Origin of the sequence: Ruegeria sp. HKCCD6604 (assembly GCF_013110635.1) — a bacterium.
In the GTDB taxonomy this organism is placed as follows: domain Bacteria; phylum Pseudomonadota; class Alphaproteobacteria; order Rhodobacterales; family Rhodobacteraceae; genus Ruegeria.
This window is the reverse complement of record NZ_WVQW01000005.1, coordinates 14927-31087: the sequence shown is the minus strand read 5'-3', so window position 1 is coordinate 31087 and position 16161 is coordinate 14927. Positions and strand designations below refer to the sequence as shown.

Here is a 16161-nt window from a genome sequence, read left to right as displayed (position 1 = left end):
ACGCGGCTTTTGTCCTTTTCGAAAAACAGGGTCACTTCTGTTGGATGCGTCCGTCGACATAAGGCTGGTACGGCGCGTTTTCAGCCAGATATTCCGCGGTTACATCCGCAAGATCCGGACCGAAGTCATAGGCGTTCTTGTCATCGCCCTCGAACATCGAATACCCATCGCCACCATTGCGGACGTAATTGTTGGTTACGACCAGGTAGGTTTTGTTCGGGTCGATCGGAACAAACCCATCGCCCTCGGCGACCATCACATCAATGATACGCCCTTCGTTCGGCGCTACACTGGGATCCCAGGTAAAGCGCAGGCCAGCAACCTGAGGAAAACGCCCCTTCACGTCTTCCACCTGACTGACGCCATTTTCCAGCGCGTCAATAACGGTCTGCCCGTTGATCTCAAAAGTGGACAGCGTGTTCTGGAACGGCAGCACGGTCAGCACTTCGCCCATGGTCACGTCTCCGGGGTCGATAGACGCCCGCAAACCACCCGAGTTCGCGATGGCAATCTGTACACCCTGATCGGCAACCCGCGCCAGCATCGCATCGGCAACAAGATTGCCCATCTGGCATTCCTGTACACGACATACAGAGCGGTCCCCCTCGATGGCCTCGGCCGCGCTGGCGACAACCTTGTTTCGGATTTCATCCAGAGGCTGAGCAAGTTCGGCGATCCGGTCCAATGCGGCCTGATCCTCGGTCACGGTGTTGTCCATGATCAAAGGTTCACCAACGGCTTCGACCACATTGCCGTCGTCATCAAACGTGACGTTCAGTTCGCCCAGAAACTTGCCGTAGGCATAGGCTTGAACGATCTGCACACCGTTGACCACCGTGGGATACGGGCCCACGGCCTTGTCCGATGCATTCGAAAGATAGGTGTTCGAATGCCCGCCAACGATCACGTCGACCCCGCTTGTCTCTGCCGCGACACGCTGGTCAACGCCATAGCCCGAATGGCTGAGCACGATGATCTTGTTGACGCCTTCGCCCGTCAGCTTGTCGACCTCGGCCTGCACCGCCGGTACCGGGTCTGAAAAGGTCACGTTGGGACCGGGCGACGCAAGTTCATGCGTATCGATCGGCGTCAGCCCGATCAGGCCAATCTGTTCGCCACCCACCTCGATCACGGTGGATTTCTTGATGTGGTCGGTCAGAAGCTCTTCGTCGCGAATATCGGCATTGGACATCAGGACCGGGAAATCGACCGAGTCGATAAAGCCACGCAGCACTTCCGGGCCGTCGTCAAACTCGTGGTTGCCCACGGTCATGGCGTCATAGCCCAGCTTGTTCATGAACTCGGCAGCGACCTTGCCCTTGTAATACGTGTAGAAAAGAGACCCCTGAAACTGATCGCCGCCATCCACCAGAATCGAATTGTCGGCACGATCACGTGCGTCTTTCACGGCCGTGACCAGGCGCGCCGATCCACCAAAGCACTTTCCTTCGGCATTGTCTTCCGCATCGCATCCGCTGTCGTATTTGTTGATCGGCTCGAAACGAGAATGAAAATCGTTGGTGTGCAATATTGTCAACTTGTAGTCGGCTGCCGCAACTCCGGCGGTCAGGCCCAGAACCGCGACTGAAGTCAAAATTCGGGTCTGCATCATGGTACTCCCAGTTGTTATTTGTGGTGATCGTGCGCGCATGACGGCAGAGAGTCAAAGAAGAAATCCGACTTGATTCCATCTTCGGCGCGGGGCATCAGGTCCGTATGCTGATTTACAAGATTTTCCGAGCCGAAGAGTGGGCCGCCTTGCAGAACCAGGGTGCCTCGGACGGCGCACCGATTGATGTCGCTGACGGGTTTGTCCACTTTTCCACCGCTGAACAAGCCGCTGAAACCGCAGCCAAACATTTTGCCGGTGTCGATGGTCTGGTTTTGCTGGCCTGTGACGCAGATGCGATGGGCGACGACCTGAAATGGGAGGTCTCGCGCGGGGGTGCGCTGTTCCCGCACCTTTATCGCCAGATCCGGATGAGCGATGTCGTCTGGTCACGCCCTCTGCCCTTTGACGGCACGACGCACCAGTTTCCCGAGGACATGACATGACATCTTACATCGACCCGGACCGCGACCAGTTCGAGGCCTTCAAAGCTCTGGATCGGGACATGCCGATCGAAATGCTCAATCTGGTGAAGTTTCGGGCCAAGGCGCAGTACCCAACAGCGCATGAGCTGGTGAATGCAGGGCTGACCGGAGCGCAAGCCTATCGGAGCTACGGGGCAGAAACCGCTCCGATCATTGAACGCATCGGGGCGCGCATCCTCTGGCGTGGGGTGTTTGAAGCAACCCTGATTGGACCGGCGGACGAGGCATGGGATTCCGTTTTCATTGCCCGCTATCCGACGGCACATGCATTTCTGGAAATGGTCACTGACCCGGTCTATCGGGCGGCGGTGATCCACCGTCAGGCGGCGGTGGAAACGTCGCGCCTGATCCGATGCGGTTCAGGTGAAGCCGGGGCGACGTTCGGATGAAACTGACAGAGAAACTGGGCCTTGCCGCCCTGCACCGCATGGACCCCGAGACCGCCCACGGGATGTCGATCAAGGCGTTGAAGTCCGGGCTTGCACCCGCACCGGGGCCGGTAACGACGCCGCGCCTGAAAACCGTCGTTGCCGGGCTGAACCTGCCGAACCCGGTCGGGCTGGCTGCCGGGTTCGACAAAAACGGCGAGGTTCTGACCCCGCTGTCCCGCGCCGGGTTCGGTTTTGTCGAAGTCGGGGCGGTCACGCCGCGCCCGCAACCGGGAAACCCCAAACCCCGTCTTTTTCGCCTGACCGAGGACAAGGCAGCCATCAACCGCTTTGGCTTCAACAATGAAGGCATGGAGGTGATGGCGAAACGGCTGGCAGACCGCCCCAAAGACGCGGTCATCGGCCTGAATCTGGGGGCCAACAAGGACAGCGAAGACCGCGCGGGCGATTTTGTCAAAGTGCTGGCCCATTGTGCCGAACACCTGGATTTTGCAACCGTCAACGTGTCATCCCCGAATACGGAGAAGCTGCGGGATTTGCAGGGCAAAGCCGCTCTCACCGCGTTGTTGAGCGGTGTGATCGAGACACGTGATGCGCTGCCGCGCCGGCTGCCGATCTTCCTGAAAATCGCTCCGGATCTCACCGAGGCGGAATTGCAGGACATCGCCGAGGTCGCACGCGAAACCGGGGTGGACGCTGTGATCGCCACCAATACCACCTTGTCCCGCGACGGGTTGCGCAGCGCGCAGAAAGACGAAAGTGGTGGTTTGTCGGGCGCCCCGCTGTTTGAAAAGTCGACCCGCGTACTGGCTCAGCTGAGCAAACTGACGGAAGGGGATATCCCCCTGATCGGCGTGGGCGGCATCAGCACTGCCGAGCAGGCCTATGCCAAGATCTGTGCCGGGGCATCGGCCGTGCAGTTCTATACTGCAATGGTTTATGGCGGCATTTCCCTGGCGGCCGACATCGCCAAAGGGCTGGATGACTTGTTGGCGCGTGACGGTTTTGACACCGTATCGCAAGCCGTCGGCAGCAAACGAGAGGATTGGCTGTGATCGAATACTGGCACAACCCCCGCTGTTCCAAATCCCGCGCCGGTCTGGCGCTTTTGGAAGAAAACGGTGCGCAGGTCTTCGTTCGAAAGTACCTAGAAGACGCGCCGTCAATCGACGAGTTGCGCGCTGCGCAATCCGCGCTTGGGCTGTCGCCCATCGAAATGATGCGCACAGGAGAAAAACGGTTCAAGGAACTGGGGCTGGCCAAAACCTCGCCCGACGAAGACCTGATCCGTGCCATGGCCGAAAACCCGATCCTGATCGAGCGCCCTCTTGCAATTGCCGGAGACAAAGCCGCCATCGGACGTCCGCCGGAAAACCTGTTGACGTTGCTCTAGGCCACCTGGGCTTCAAGCTTGGGATAGCGCCAGCCCATTGTCACACCACGTGCGATATTGAGAACCATCAGCGCGGCCCACAGGCCGTGATTGCCGAAGACAGGCACCAGCATGAACAAAGCGACCACATAGATCGCCACCGACTGAATCATCGCGTTTCGCATGGCGCGGGTCCAGGTGGCACCGATGTAGATACCGTCGAACATCCAGCTTGCCACTCCGATCACCGGGGCGATTGCGGCCCAGAACAGGTATTCGCGCCCGGCTTCACGCACTTGCGGTGAAGTTGACATCAGGTCGATCAGCGCCGGGCCGGCGACAAAGAAAACCGCAGCCAGCAACAGCGCGCCCCCAACACCCCATTGCGAGGCCATGACAGAGGCGCGACGCACCTGATACCTGTCTCTGGCACCGACTGCGCCTCCGACCAGCGCTTCGGCGGAAAAGGCAAACCCATCAAGCGCAAAGGCGGTGATTTCAAGAAACTGAAGCAAGACTTGATTGGCCGCCAGATTCACGTCACCCAGATCCGAACCAACAAAAAGGAATGTCGTGAACGATCCGGTCAACAGAACCGATCGCAGCATGATATCACCGTTGACCTGCAACATACGCCGCAGCCGGGCGGCATCGAAAACCCGAGCCCAATCGCGCCAGATTCCATCAGCGAACCCATCCCGGCAAAGCCACACCCCCAAGGCCAAACCGGTCCATTCTGCGATCAGGGTGGCAATGGCAACCCCTTCGACCCCCCAGCCAAGGCCCAGAACGAACCACAGGTCGAGACCGATATTCAACCCATTCATCCAGACCTGAAGGATGAACACGCCGCGCGTACGCTCGACGGCGATCAGCCAGCCGGTAACGGCATATAACGCGATGGTTGCAGGCGCCCCCCAGATGCGGATTTCCAGATAGGATCGGGTCAGGGCTTCGACTTCGGGGCTTGCCGGGGAAAGCGCGAATGCACCCGCAAACACGGCCACCTGCGCAAGGATAAAGAACAGTCCTGCCGCGCCTCCCAGGATCAGGCCGCGCATCAGCAGCGCCCGGGTTTCAACGGTGTCGCCTGCCCCGCGTGCCTGCGCCGCCATCCCGGTTGTGCCCATCCGCAGGAAACCGAAGATCCAATAGATTGTGGACAGGATCACAGCCCCGATGCCGACCGCCCCGATCGGGGCCGCCTCGCCCATCTGACCGACAACGCCCGTATCCACCGCACCCAGTATCGGCACGGTGGCATTCGACAGGACTATGGGCACCGCGATCTTCAGCACCCGCCTGTGCGTGATGGGCGCCGAGGCGTCCTGCACGGTCAGCTCTTGTCTCTGGGAGGTTGCGGCATCAGAAAATGTCCGGAAGCCTGCGCAAACAGTTTCGCATGGTTATCCTGCCAGGCTTCGACCCGGACCGAGGCGTACCGCCGCCCGGATCTGCTGATGAAGGCCCGTGCATATGCGTCCCGTGGAAGGCCCGAGCGCAGATAGTCGACGGTAAAGTCGATGGTCTTGGGAAAGCGGATATTCGGGTCGGTCACAATGGCCTCTCCGTCGATCTCGCCACTTTCGATACGCGGGAACATATGTTCCCAACTGAGGGTGATGACAGCGGTCACTTCGAGGAATGCCGCGGTTACACCGCCGTGAATCGCAGGCAGGAACGGGTTGCCAATCAACTTGTCATCGAAGTTCAGAACGCCGGTCAGTTCATCCCCGCGCCGGTCGAAGCTGATATTGAGAAATCGGATATAAGGGACACCGTCAACCAGCGCACGCAACGCTGCGTCGCGTCGCTGCTTGACCACCTGCATTGGTTCGGGACGAGGTCTTGCCATGTTATTTCCCCTCAACCGTAAAGGACCCCGAGGCCGTGGCCACCGGCAGGTCTTGGTCATGGTCCATAGCCGTCGCTCGTACAAACGCCACGTTCCGCGTGATGTGATAGCAGACGGCATGCGCTGTCACCGTCTGACCCGGTGTCGCTGCGCGCATGTAGTCAATGCGCAGATCGATCGTGGCTGTCCCGCCGGGGGCCGAGGGGTGGCTCATCACAGCAGCACCGCAGCATGTGTCGAGAATTGTGGAAATCGCCCCACCGTGAATCACCCCTGTGCGCGGATCCCCGATCAGATCCTCATTGTAGGGCAACGTGATCTCTGCCTCGCCCTCACCGATCTGCGTGAGCTTGAGGTTCAATGCCCGCGCATGGGGTATCGCCTCGATAAACTGGCGGGCTAAAACTGTCTTGTCGACCATTGGTTTGCGTCCTGTTCTCTGCCCGTCCTTTATGAGCCGCTGTTTCCGCAAAGGGCAAGCCCACCTGTTGCGCTTGGGATCGGGACCGCCTAGGTTGCTGACAAGGAGATCGGGAATGTCCAACAACCGTTTGTCATTCAAAGAGATGTGCGCCGAGTTCGACGTGACCCCGCGCACTCTGCGCTATTACGAATACATCGAACTTTTGCAACCGGACCGTGAAGGTAGGTCCCGGTTTTACGGCCCGCGCGAATGCGCGCGGATGAAGCTGATCATGCGCGGCCGCAAGTTCGGTTTCCCCCTGGAAGAGATCCGCCAATGGCTTTTGATCTACGAAGATCAGGGCAATGAGGCGCAAATGGCCACCTTCGTCGAGATGGCGGATCGCCAGATGAACGAGCTTCAGCAGCAGCGCCAGCAACTGGACGAAGCCATGGACGAACTCAAGCGTCTGCGCGACCAGACGGCCAAGTCCTTGGGATAGCCGCCCCCCATCCGAAAAATCGAATTGATCACCCTGAATCTGCGCAAGCAGATGCGCGGTGTTTCCGCAATTGCGACAGCTTTGGCGGGAAATTCCGCATGACGCTACGGAAAGAAAATTGCGTCAGACCGTGCTTACGTGACCGGATGTTACGTCAACTTTGAAATGACGCAGCGTCTGGATTACGTAAACGTCACTCTCATGTTGTAAAGCGCGTACCAACTGCGCAACTCATATCTCATGACGCCAGTGACGAGAGTATGACGAATGACCGAAGATGTGATGACCATCCGTGAGATGTGCGAGACTTATGATGTCACGCCACGCACCTTGCGGTTCTATGAGGCCAAGGAACTTCTGTTCCCGATCCGTGAAGGCCAGAAACGTCTGTTCACCAAGCGTGATCGGGCGCGGCTCAAACTGATCCTGCGCGGCAAACGATTTGGGTTCAGCCTGGAAGAAATTCGACAACTGCTGGATTTGTACCATGTAGGCGACCAGCAGGTCACACAGATGACCCGCACCTATGAAATCGCGTGCGAGCGTCTGGAGGACATGGAAGCGCGCCGCGAAGAGCTGACGCAGGCCATCGACGATCTGAAAGAGCAGTTGCGCTGGGGCGAGAAAGTCATCGCCTCGATGAAACAGGAAAAGAAGGCAGCCGAGTAACCTCGACCTGTCATCCGGACATATGAATTAAGGGAGCTTCACATGCCCGTTTACAACGCGCCAACCAAAGACATGCAGTTCATCCTGCACGACGTGCTGAATGTCTCAGAGTCGGACATACCCGGCTATAACGAACTGGAAGCCGAGTTTACCGGCGCGGTTCTGGAAGAAGCCGGCAAAGTTGCCACAAATGTTCTGCATCCGCTGAACGTTGTCGGCGACACCGAAGGATGCCGGTTGGAAAACGGTATTGTGTACACCCCGACCGGGTTCAAGGAAGCCTTCGAGCAGATGAAGGAAGGCGGCTGGACTGGCCTCGACATGCCGGAAGAGTATGGCGGCCAAAACATGCCCTATGTGTTGGGCACTGCTGTGGGTGAGATGTTCTCGGGCTCAAACCAGGCTTTCACCATGTACCAGGGCCTGACGCACGGCGCGGCCTCGGCGATTCTGGCGCACGGAACCGACGAGCAGAAGAACAAGTACCTGCCCAAAATGGTCAGCTGTGAATGGACCGGTACCATGAACCTGACCGAACCGCATTGCGGCACCGATCTGGGCCTGATGCGCACCAAAGCGGAACCGCAGGGCGACGGCAGCTATAAAATCTCGGGCCAGAAGATCTTTATCTCGGCTGGCGATCACGACATGGCCGATAACATCATCCACCTGGTGTTGGCGAAAATCCCCGGCGGCCCCGAGGGAATCAAAGGTGTTTCGTTGTTCATCGTCCCCAAGTTCATCGTGAACGAGGACGGTTCGCAGGGCGAACGCAACGGCGTCTCGGTCGGCAAGATCGAAGAAAAGATGGGCATCCACGGCAACTCGACCTGCGTCATGAACTATGACGAGGCCACCGGCTGGCTGCTGGGCGAAGAGCACAAAGGTATGCGTGCTATGTTCACCATGATGAACGAAGCGCGTCTGGGTGTGGGCATGCAAGGCCTGTCGCAGGCCGAAGCGGCGTATCAGAACGCTCTGGAATACGCCAAAGACCGCCTGCAGGGCCGCGATGTAACCGGTGTAAAGAACCCCGATGGCCCGGCTGATCCGCTGATCGTTCACCCTGACATCCGTCGCAATCTGATGGATCAGAAAAGCTTCACCGAAGGCGCACGCGCGTTCATCCTTTGGGGCGCGACCATGATCGATAAAGCCCACCGATCGGGTGACAAAGACGCGGACGGGCTGATCTCGCTTCTGACCCCGGTCATCAAGGGCTTCCTGACAGATGAAGGTTACGACATGACCGTTCAGGCGCAGCAGGTCTATGGTGGGCACGGCTACATCGAAGAATGGGGCATGTCGCAATACACCCGCGATGCCCGGATCGCCATGATCTATGAAGGCGCCAACGGCGTACAGGCGTTGGACCTTGTTGGCCGCAAACTGGCGCAGGATGGCGGTAAGCACGTCATGGCCTTCTTCGACATGGTCAAAACCTTCTGTAAGGAAAACGCAGGCCAGAACGAGGCTTATGACAAAGCCTTCATCGAACCGCTGAAGGCTGCGTCCAAGGATCTGCAGGCGGCTGGTATGTATTTCATGCAGGAAGGCATGAAAAATCCGAACAACGCGCTGTCCGGTTCCTACGATTTCATGCACATGTTCGGTCATGTCTGCCTGGGCCTGATGTGGGCCCGTATGGCCAAGGCCGCACAAGAAGCGCTGGACAGTGGCACGTCGGACAAAGAGTTCTACGAGACCAAGATCAACACCGGCCGCTTCTACATGGCCCGCCGTCTGCCCGCCACGGCGTTGCATCTGTCGCGCATTCAAACCGGCGCAGATACGGTCATGGCGCTGGAGGCTGCAAACTTCTGATCTTTCTCCGGTTCCGGGGTCCCGCCCCGGAGCCGGTTTTCGGAGGAGATACAATGCCAAAACGATTTCGCCTGACCCGCCGATTCCCGGTCGCCATGACCGAGGACGGCTATCGAAAGCTCAGGGCTTTTGCCCGTGAGGCAGGATTAGATGAAGGCGAAGCGCTGTCTTTTCTGTTCGAAAATTTCAACAGCGTCATTGATGAAGACAACCTTACCCATCGATTGCGTCTTTTCAATTCCGAGTTGGAGGCGCGCAAGCGCTAGGCACCAAAACCGCCAAGCTAGGGTAAAAGACGCACAAAACGCCACGGGAGGGGCGATTGCATGACCATTAAACTGCACTGCTTCGGAGAAAGCGGCAATTCCTACAAGGCCGCTCTGGCGTTGGAAATGTCTGGCCTCGATTGGGAACCGGTCTTTGTCGATTTCTTCAACGGCGTCACCCGAAGCCCCGAGTTCCGTTCGGAAATCAACGTGATGGGCGAAGCGCCCTTCATGGTCGATGGTGATTTTCAAACCTCCCAATCCGGTGCCATTCAGGCCTACGTGACTGAAAAATCCGGCAAGTTCGGCGGCAAAACGCGGGAAGAGAACTATGACATCCTGCGCTGGGTGCTGTGGGACAATCACAAGCTCAGCTCGATGGCGGGCCTGACCCGGTTCCTGATCAACTTTCTGCCCGAACAGCACCGCAACCCGGATGTGATCGCCTTCAACCAGGGCCGCCTGAAGGCCGCCTACCAGGTGCTGAACGCGCATTTGGAAGGCCGCGACTGGATCGTCGGCGACGGCGTGACCAACGCCGATCTCAGCTGCTGCGGCTATCTGTATTACCCTGAACCATTCGGCTTTGACCGCGCCGACTGGCCCCATATCGACGCCTGGCTGACTCGCCTGTCCGAACAGCCCGGCTGGAAACACCCATATGACCTGATGCCCGGCAACCCGTCGGATCGAGCTTGAGGAGAAGACCCATGACCGAAGCTTATATTTATGACGCCCTGCGCACCCCGCGCGGCAAGGGCCGCAAGGATGGCAGCCTGCACGAGGTGACCTCGGTACGTCTGTCCGCCCTGACCCTGAACGCGATGAAGGAACGCAACAACCTGGAAGGCCACGCCGTCGAGGACGTGATCTGGGGCAACGTCACGCAGGTGATGGAGCAAGGCGGCTGTCTGGCACGTTCGGCGGTTCTGGCCTCGGATCTGGACCAGTCGATCCCCGGCCTGGCGATCAACCGCTTCTGCGCGAGCGGGATGGAAGCCGTGAACCTGGCCGCAAACCAGGTCAAGGGCGGCGCGGGCGACGCCTACATCGCAGGTGGCGTCGAGATGATGGGCCGTGTTCCCATGGGCAGCGACGGGGCGGCGATTGCCGTTGACCCCTCTCTGGCGATGGAGACCTACTTTGTGCCGCAGGGCATCTCGGCCGACATCATTGCCACGGAATACGGGTTCAGCCGCGATGACGCGGACGCTCTGGCCGTTGAGTCGCAAAAGCGCGCGGCGGAAGCCTGGGCGGAAAACCGGTTCGAAAAGTCGATCATCACGGTCAAAGACCAGAACGGCCTGCCCATTCTGGACCGCGACGAGTACATGCGGCCGGGCACCGACATGCAAAGCCTTGGCGCGTTGAACCCGTCCTTCCAGATGATGGGCGAGCAGATGCCCGGTTTCGACAAGGTGGCGATGCTGAAATACCCACATCTTGAGCGGATCAATCACATCCACCATGCGGGCAACAGCTCGGGCATCGTGGATGGGGCTGCGGCCGTGCTGATCGGAAACAAGGAATTCGGCGAGAAATACGGCCTGAAACCGCGCGCCCGCATCAAGGCCACCTCCAAGATCGGTACCGACCCGACCATCATGCTGACCGGCCCGGTTCCTGTGACCGAGAAGATCCTGGCCGACAACGGCATGAAGATCAGCGATCTGGACCTGTTCGAAGTCAACGAAGCCTTTGCTTCGGTCGTGCTGCGGTTCCAGCAGGCCTTTGACGTCGATCCGGCGCTGGTCAACGTCAACGGCGGATCAATCGCGATGGGCCACCCGCTGGGTGCAACCGGTGCGATCATCATCGGCGCCTTGCTGGATGAACTGGAGCGTCAGGACAAGGAAACCGGTCTGGCCACGCTTTGCATTGCGTCCGGCATGGGTGCGGCAACGATTATCGAGCGGGTCTGATGCCCAAGCTGGATCTCTCTCAGATCCCGTTCAAGGGGGGCTCGTCCTATCCGGGCAAGCTGGCCGAGGCGACCGCTGGTCGTTTCGTGCAGCGCGTCGGGGATGCGGGCGGGCTGACCCAGTACGGGGTCAACATCGTGCGGCTGGAGCCTCAGGGCCTCTCGTCGCTGCGCCACTACCATATGGAGCAGGACGAGTTTGCCATCATGCTCAGCGGTAAATGCGTGCTGATCGATGACGATGGTGAGCATGAGATGCTGCCCGGTGACTGCGCCGCTTGGCCCGCTGGTGAGGCCAATGGCCACCACCTTGTGAACAAGACCGATGCGCCCGCGACCTTTCTGGTAGTGGGCACACGGACCCCGACCGAGACCGGCTATTACAGCGACATAGACATGATGGTGAAGGATGATGAGAACGGATTCTCTTTCACCCGGAAAGACGGCGGCCCGCTGACGGCTGACCAGATTGGAGATGACAATGACTGATTTCACTCTGACCAAAGACGCGGACGGCGTCGCCTTTGTGACCTGGGACGCCCAGGGAAAATCCATGAACGTGCTGACCCGCGAGGCTTTTCAAGAAGTCAGCCAACTGGTTGATCAGGCCCTGAGCGACGACGAGATCAAAGGTATTGTCATTACCTCGGGCAAGGAAGGCTCGTTTGCCGGCGGAATGGACCTGAACACATTGGCCACCATCCGTCAGGAAGCCGGGGACGAACCTGCGCAGGCGTTGTTTGATTTCGTCATGGGCGGACATCACATCCTGCGCAAGCTGGAATTGGCGGGCATGGACCCCAAGACCAAGAAAGGTGGCAAGCCCATCGCCTGTGCGATCAACGGAACCTGCGCCGGGATCGGGACCGAGATCGCACTGGCCTGCCATCACCGCGTCATGACAAGCAATCCAAAGTCCAAGATCGGGCTGCCCGAAATCCTGCTGGGCATCTTCCCCGGCGGCGGCGGCACCATCCGTTACAGCCGCATGGTGGGCGCCATGGCGGCGGCCCCGGTGCTGCTTGAAGGCAAGATGATGGACCCGGCCAAGGCCAAGGGCGCGCAGTTGATCGACGCAGTTGCCGACGATCCGGTCGCTGCGGCCAAGGAATGGGTTCTGAATGCCAAGGACGCCGACCTGGTGAAACCGTGGGACGCGAAGGGCTACAAGATGCCCGGTGGTGCGCCCTACCACCCTGCCGGTTTCATGACCTTCGTGGGCGCGAGCGCCATGGTTCATGGGAAAACGCAAGGCGCCTTCCCCGCGGCCAAAGCCCTTCTGAGCGCGATCTATGAAGGCGCGCTGGTCGACTTTGACACCGCTTTGAAAATTGAAGCCCGCTGGTTCACCAACGTTCTTATGAACCCGTCCTCGTCGGCGATGATCCGGTCACTTTTCCTCAACAAGGAAGCGCTTGAAAAAGGCGCGGTCCGTCCGAAAGGTGTGCCCGATCAGCGTGTCAAGAAGATCGGCGTTCTGGGCGCTGGCATGATGGGGGCCGGTATCGCGCTGGTTTCGGCCCAATCTGGCATGGAAGTCGTTCTGGTCGACCGCGATCAGGAGGCGGCCGACAAAGGCAAAGCTTATACCGAAACCTATCTGGACAAGGGTATCAAGCGCGGCAAGGTCACGGCCGAAAAGAAAGAGGCCATGCTGGCCCGCATCACGGCGACACCGGATCTGGACCATCTGAAAGGGTGTGACTTGATCATCGAAGCCGTGTTTGAAGACATGGGCGTAAAGGCCGAGATGACAAAAAAGGTCGAAGCAATCATCCCCGAGGACTGCATCTTTGCCTCGAACACCTCGACCCTGCCGATCACCGATCTGGCCAAGGCAAGCGTGCGTCCCGACCAATTCATCGGCATCCACTTCTTCTCACCGGTCGAGAAGATGTTGCTGGTCGAGATCATCAAGGGCAAGGAAACCGGTGATCGCGCCGTTGCCAAGGCGCTCGACTACGTGCGCCAGATCCGCAAGACGCCGATCGTGGTCAACGATGCGCGCTTCTTCTACGCCAATCGCTGCATCATTCCGTACATCAACGAAGGCGCACGGATGATCACCGAAGGCGTGAGCCCCGTGCTGATCGACAACGCCGCACGTCAGTTGGGCTTTCCGGTTGGTCCGATCCAGCTGACCGATGAAACCTCGATTGATCTGGGCGCCAAGATCGCCCGTGCGACCAAGGCCGCCATGGGCAATGCCTATCCGGAAAGCCCCTCGGACGATCTGATCTTCTGGATGGAAGAACAGGGCCGTCTGGGCCGCAAGGCAAACGCCGGCTTCTTCGACTATGACGAAAAAGGCAAGCGCGTCGAATACTGGAAGGGTCTTCAGGATAAGTATCCGCTTGCCAAAGACCAGCCCGACCTGATCGAGGTACAGGAGCGCCTGATGTTCGCTCAGGTTCTGGAAGCGGTTCGGGCGCTGGAAGAAGGTGTGCTGGAAGACATTCGTGAAGGCGACGTGGGCGCCATTCTGGGCTGGGGCTTTGCGCCGTGGTCCGGTGGTCCGCTCAGCTGGCTCGACATCATCGGCACGCCCTACGCAGCCGAAAGATGTGATCAGCTGGCCGAGAAATATGGCGAACGCTTTGCCTGCCCGCCGCTGCTGCGTGAGATGGCAGAAAAGGGTCAAACCTTCTACGGGCGTTTCAACCCAGAAGCAAAAGCTGCCTGAATCAGTGACGCAGGCGCGTGAAATCACGCGCCTGCATCGTTTTTGTCAGTGTTTGGTTAGATCTGCCATTCGGGCCGCAGAAACAGCACCGGCGCGTTTGGACGCCCCGGTCGACCCGGCCGCCTGACCCCAGAGGGCGGACGGATCGGAAATATCGGTTCCTGCGGAATGGGTGCAGGCAGGGCACCCAATGGGTTGGCAAGGGCTGACATATCTCCCCTGCTTGCAATCAGGTTGACCAGCTTTGTGCCGGTCTCTTCATCGGCGACATCGTAACCAGCCCCGCTGACCCTGCCGCGCATGTTGAACAGGCCGGAAGGGCAGTAAGCTTGCAGGCCGCCCTCGACAAAAATCACCTGATCTTCGTCGAAAAACAGGGAACGGACCTCAAACGACGATCCCGGTGCCTGCGACATAAACCGACCCACGCCATTCAGCAGTCTTGCGGATACGACGGAACATCCGCTGACATCGGCATCAATCTGCGACAGGTTCAGAGCAATGCCCTGTTCGGGCATCAGCCAAACGGGGCGCCCGTTATACGCGGCGCGTGCCGGTACGAAAACCGGCAAATACTCGGAACGGCGCTCTTCGGCAGGAATGACCACGACGCTGGTCGAGATGCGGCGCACCTCTTTGAACCCGTGATCCAGAGTTCGGACAAGATCGCCGACTGCAATGCGCTCAACCGGTTTCCACCCGCTTGTTGTCGCAACCTTCGTGCCGTTCAAAAAACCACCACGGCGCGCGTTCACCGCGTGGTTCAAACCGGATGGATCAGTATCGGACGATTGATCAAGATAAACAGAAATACTCGTAACTTCAGACACGTGCCTAACCCCCTTTGGCACAAACTCACTATGCAAAACAGCTAGCATCAAAAACCGGGACTGTCTTATTTCGGACATATTTATGCCCAATTTGGGCCGTCTCAGCGCGCTCCCAGGGCGATTTGGTAAACACTCACAAGGCTTGAACAGGCTTTTGTGCAATTTTCGAAACGGTCAGCATGCATGGAACTTACGAATCCATCTGCACCTGATCCGTTGAAATGAACCTGCTTATTGAGGTTTCAGCGTGCAAAATCCGTTGGCAATGCGCTGTTGTATGTGTCAGGCAAGTTCCTGCTGGGTGGATGACCGCCTGGCCCGCCAGCCCAGCAAAACCCCTGCCGTCGCGATCAGGACAATCCCGGACACCTGCATCAAATCGAGGGTCTGACCCAGTGCGACGAATGCAAAGAGCGGCCCGAAGATCATCACCGAATACTCGAACACGGCCACGTAAGAGGTCTCGCCTACCTGATAGGCTTTGATGAGCATGAAGACCGCAATCGTCGACCCGACGGCCTGAACAACAATCCATGGCAGCGCGGGCCCCACTTCCCAGACCCAACCCCGTGTAACAAAGCCATCCGGCCCGTCCAGCGTGGCAACGGGTGCAACCGTGAACAAGGCGGCGCCCACGGCCCCTGACAGCCCAAGGGTAATAACCATGGCTGCCAGCATCGCAACCGTGCTTTCACGCGCGCAATATGTCCGCGTCATGATCGAACTCAAGGCATAGAAAAAACCTGCGGCAATTGGAAAAACCGAACGCATGTCAAATTCGACCGGGTTGGGTTGCAATACCAGAAGGGTGCCCGAAAAACCGACCAGCACAGCCAGAATGCGCCAGGGCCCGATCTTTTGCCCAAGCGCAAAGGACGAAATCAGCAGCACGAAAATCGGCGAGGTGAACAACCCTGCCAGGGCTTGCGCAATCGGCATCATCGACAGCGACGCAAAATAGAAAAACATGGCCGTCGTAATCAGAAGGCTGCGCAAGGTGACCGCCCCCCACCGTTGCGGCCTCAGCCTGCCCAGCCCCATAAGGGACAGGCCGACAATCAGCGGCAGCATCAGCAATGCCCGCATGAAATGGAATTGCCACAGCCCGACCGTCTCGGCCAGCAGGATCACAACATTGTCGATCACGCCGATAATTGCCATTGCTGCTACCATAAGGGCTGAAGCCAGCACCGGAGAGGTGGTCGTGTCTGCCTGCATGTCCGTGCCCTTGTTGCGATCAAAGATCGGCGATCTTTTTCCTGACGGGTATCCAGCACAAATCGGAATACCTGCGCAACAGGTTTGCGCACGGCGTTTTCACCATGCTAAGCTGCTGCAAAACAATTTCGAGCA

The 16161-nt window shown here is 58.7% G+C and carries 18 protein-coding genes; 12 read left to right on the top strand and 6 right to left on the bottom strand.

The genetic code is table 11. From position 1 onward, the window contains the following. Nucleotides 1-31: 31 nt before the first annotated feature. On the bottom strand, nucleotides 32-1609 hold the full coding sequence (locus tag GS614_RS13175) for a bifunctional UDP-sugar hydrolase/5'-nucleotidase (RefSeq protein ID WP_171726537.1): 1578 nt from the start codon (nucleotides 1607-1609) through the stop codon (nucleotides 32-34). A gap of 107 nt (nucleotides 1610-1716) precedes the next feature. Between GS614_RS13175 and GS614_RS13170 the strand changes: the two genes are divergently transcribed. From GS614_RS13170 to arsC, 4 genes are read left to right on the top strand one after another with little or no spacing between them, the layout of a single operon-like run. Beyond that, entirely contained in the window at nucleotides 1717-2055 is a 339-nt protein-coding gene (locus tag GS614_RS13170) for a DUF952 domain-containing protein (protein WP_171726536.1), read from the top strand. Then, nucleotides 2052-2483, top strand: coding sequence for a DUF1330 domain-containing protein (locus GS614_RS13165; RefSeq protein ID WP_171726535.1), 432 nt, complete (start codon nucleotides 2052-2054; stop codon nucleotides 2481-2483). The genes GS614_RS13170 and GS614_RS13165 overlap by 4 nt, the downstream gene beginning before the upstream one ends. After that, nucleotides 2480-3538, top strand: coding sequence for a quinone-dependent dihydroorotate dehydrogenase (locus GS614_RS13160; RefSeq protein ID WP_171726534.1), 1059 nt, complete (start codon nucleotides 2480-2482; stop codon nucleotides 3536-3538). The genes GS614_RS13165 and GS614_RS13160 overlap by 4 nt, the downstream gene beginning before the upstream one ends. Next, nucleotides 3535-3876, top strand: a complete 342-nt coding sequence (arsC, locus tag GS614_RS13155; RefSeq protein WP_171206642.1) for an arsenate reductase (glutaredoxin) — start codon at nucleotides 3535-3537, stop codon at nucleotides 3874-3876. The genes GS614_RS13160 and arsC overlap by 4 nt, the downstream gene beginning before the upstream one ends. Here the strand turns inward: arsC and GS614_RS13150 are convergent. From GS614_RS13150 to GS614_RS13140, 3 genes are read right to left on the bottom strand one after another with little or no spacing between them, the layout of a single operon-like run. Beyond that, entirely contained in the window at nucleotides 3873-5189 is a 1317-nt protein-coding gene (locus GS614_RS13150; RefSeq protein WP_171119427.1) for an MATE family efflux transporter, read from the bottom strand. The genes arsC and GS614_RS13150 overlap by 4 nt on opposite strands. 2 nt (nucleotides 5190-5191) lie before the next feature. Next, entirely contained in the window at nucleotides 5192-5710 is a 519-nt protein-coding gene (locus GS614_RS13145) for a PaaI family thioesterase (protein WP_152457427.1), read from the bottom strand. Between the two features lies 1 nt (nucleotide 5711). Continuing rightward, nucleotides 5712-6131 carry a PaaI family thioesterase gene (locus GS614_RS13140; RefSeq protein ID WP_171119426.1) on the bottom strand — a complete coding sequence of 140 codons (420 nt, stop codon included), beginning with the start codon at nucleotides 6129-6131 and terminating at the stop codon, nucleotides 5712-5714. Between the two features lie 115 nt (nucleotides 6132-6246). On the opposite strand from GS614_RS13140, the gene GS614_RS13135 reads away from it, so the two are divergent. The 8 genes from GS614_RS13135 (at nucleotide 6247) to GS614_RS13100 (ending at nucleotide 13978) form a co-directional block, all read left to right on the top strand. Then, nucleotides 6247-6615, top strand: coding sequence for a MerR family DNA-binding transcriptional regulator (locus GS614_RS13135; RefSeq protein ID WP_152457425.1), 369 nt, complete (start codon nucleotides 6247-6249; stop codon nucleotides 6613-6615). Nucleotides 6616-6882: 267 nt separating this feature from the next. Next, on the top strand, nucleotides 6883-7284 hold the full coding sequence (locus tag GS614_RS13130; RefSeq protein ID WP_152457424.1) for a MerR family DNA-binding transcriptional regulator: 402 nt from the start codon (nucleotides 6883-6885) through the stop codon (nucleotides 7282-7284). A gap of 42 nt (nucleotides 7285-7326) precedes the next feature. Then, complete coding sequence (locus GS614_RS13125; RefSeq protein WP_171726532.1) at nucleotides 7327-9108, top strand: acyl-CoA dehydrogenase C-terminal domain-containing protein; 1782 nt, start codon at nucleotides 7327-7329, stop codon at nucleotides 9106-9108. Nucleotides 9109-9161: 53 nt separating this feature from the next. Next, the gene (locus GS614_RS13120; RefSeq protein WP_152457422.1) at nucleotides 9162-9374 is read left to right on the top strand and encodes a hypothetical protein; all 213 of its coding nucleotides are present in this window, start codon (nucleotides 9162-9164) and stop codon (nucleotides 9372-9374) included. Between the two features lie 60 nt (nucleotides 9375-9434). Further along, nucleotides 9435-10073, top strand: a complete 639-nt coding sequence (locus GS614_RS13115) for a glutathione S-transferase family protein (protein ID WP_171170346.1) — start codon at nucleotides 9435-9437, stop codon at nucleotides 10071-10073. Between the two features lie 11 nt (nucleotides 10074-10084). Continuing rightward, the gene (locus GS614_RS13110) at nucleotides 10085-11296 is read left to right on the top strand and encodes an acetyl-CoA C-acetyltransferase (RefSeq protein WP_171726531.1); all 1212 of its coding nucleotides are present in this window, start codon (nucleotides 10085-10087) and stop codon (nucleotides 11294-11296) included. Continuing rightward, nucleotides 11296-11784, top strand: coding sequence for a cupin domain-containing protein (locus GS614_RS13105; RefSeq protein WP_171231990.1), 489 nt, complete (start codon nucleotides 11296-11298; stop codon nucleotides 11782-11784). Before GS614_RS13110 ends, GS614_RS13105 begins: the two co-directional genes overlap by 1 nt. Then, nucleotides 11777-13978, top strand: coding sequence for a 3-hydroxyacyl-CoA dehydrogenase NAD-binding domain-containing protein (locus GS614_RS13100; RefSeq protein ID WP_171639854.1), 2202 nt, complete (start codon nucleotides 11777-11779; stop codon nucleotides 13976-13978). The genes GS614_RS13105 and GS614_RS13100 overlap by 8 nt, the downstream gene beginning before the upstream one ends. Nucleotides 13979-14034: 56 nt before the next feature. Here GS614_RS13100 and GS614_RS13095 read toward each other — a convergent pair whose 3' ends face one another. Both GS614_RS13095 and GS614_RS13090 read right to left on the bottom strand, forming a co-directional pair. Further along, the gene (locus tag GS614_RS13095) at nucleotides 14035-14808 is read right to left on the bottom strand and encodes a Hint domain-containing protein (RefSeq protein ID WP_367396931.1); all 774 of its coding nucleotides are present in this window, start codon (nucleotides 14806-14808) and stop codon (nucleotides 14035-14037) included. Nucleotides 14809-15090: 282 nt separating this feature from the next. Further along, nucleotides 15091-16026, bottom strand: a complete 936-nt coding sequence (locus GS614_RS13090; protein WP_171329013.1) for a DMT family transporter — start codon at nucleotides 16024-16026, stop codon at nucleotides 15091-15093. Between the last annotated feature and the right edge of the window lie 135 nt (nucleotides 16027-16161).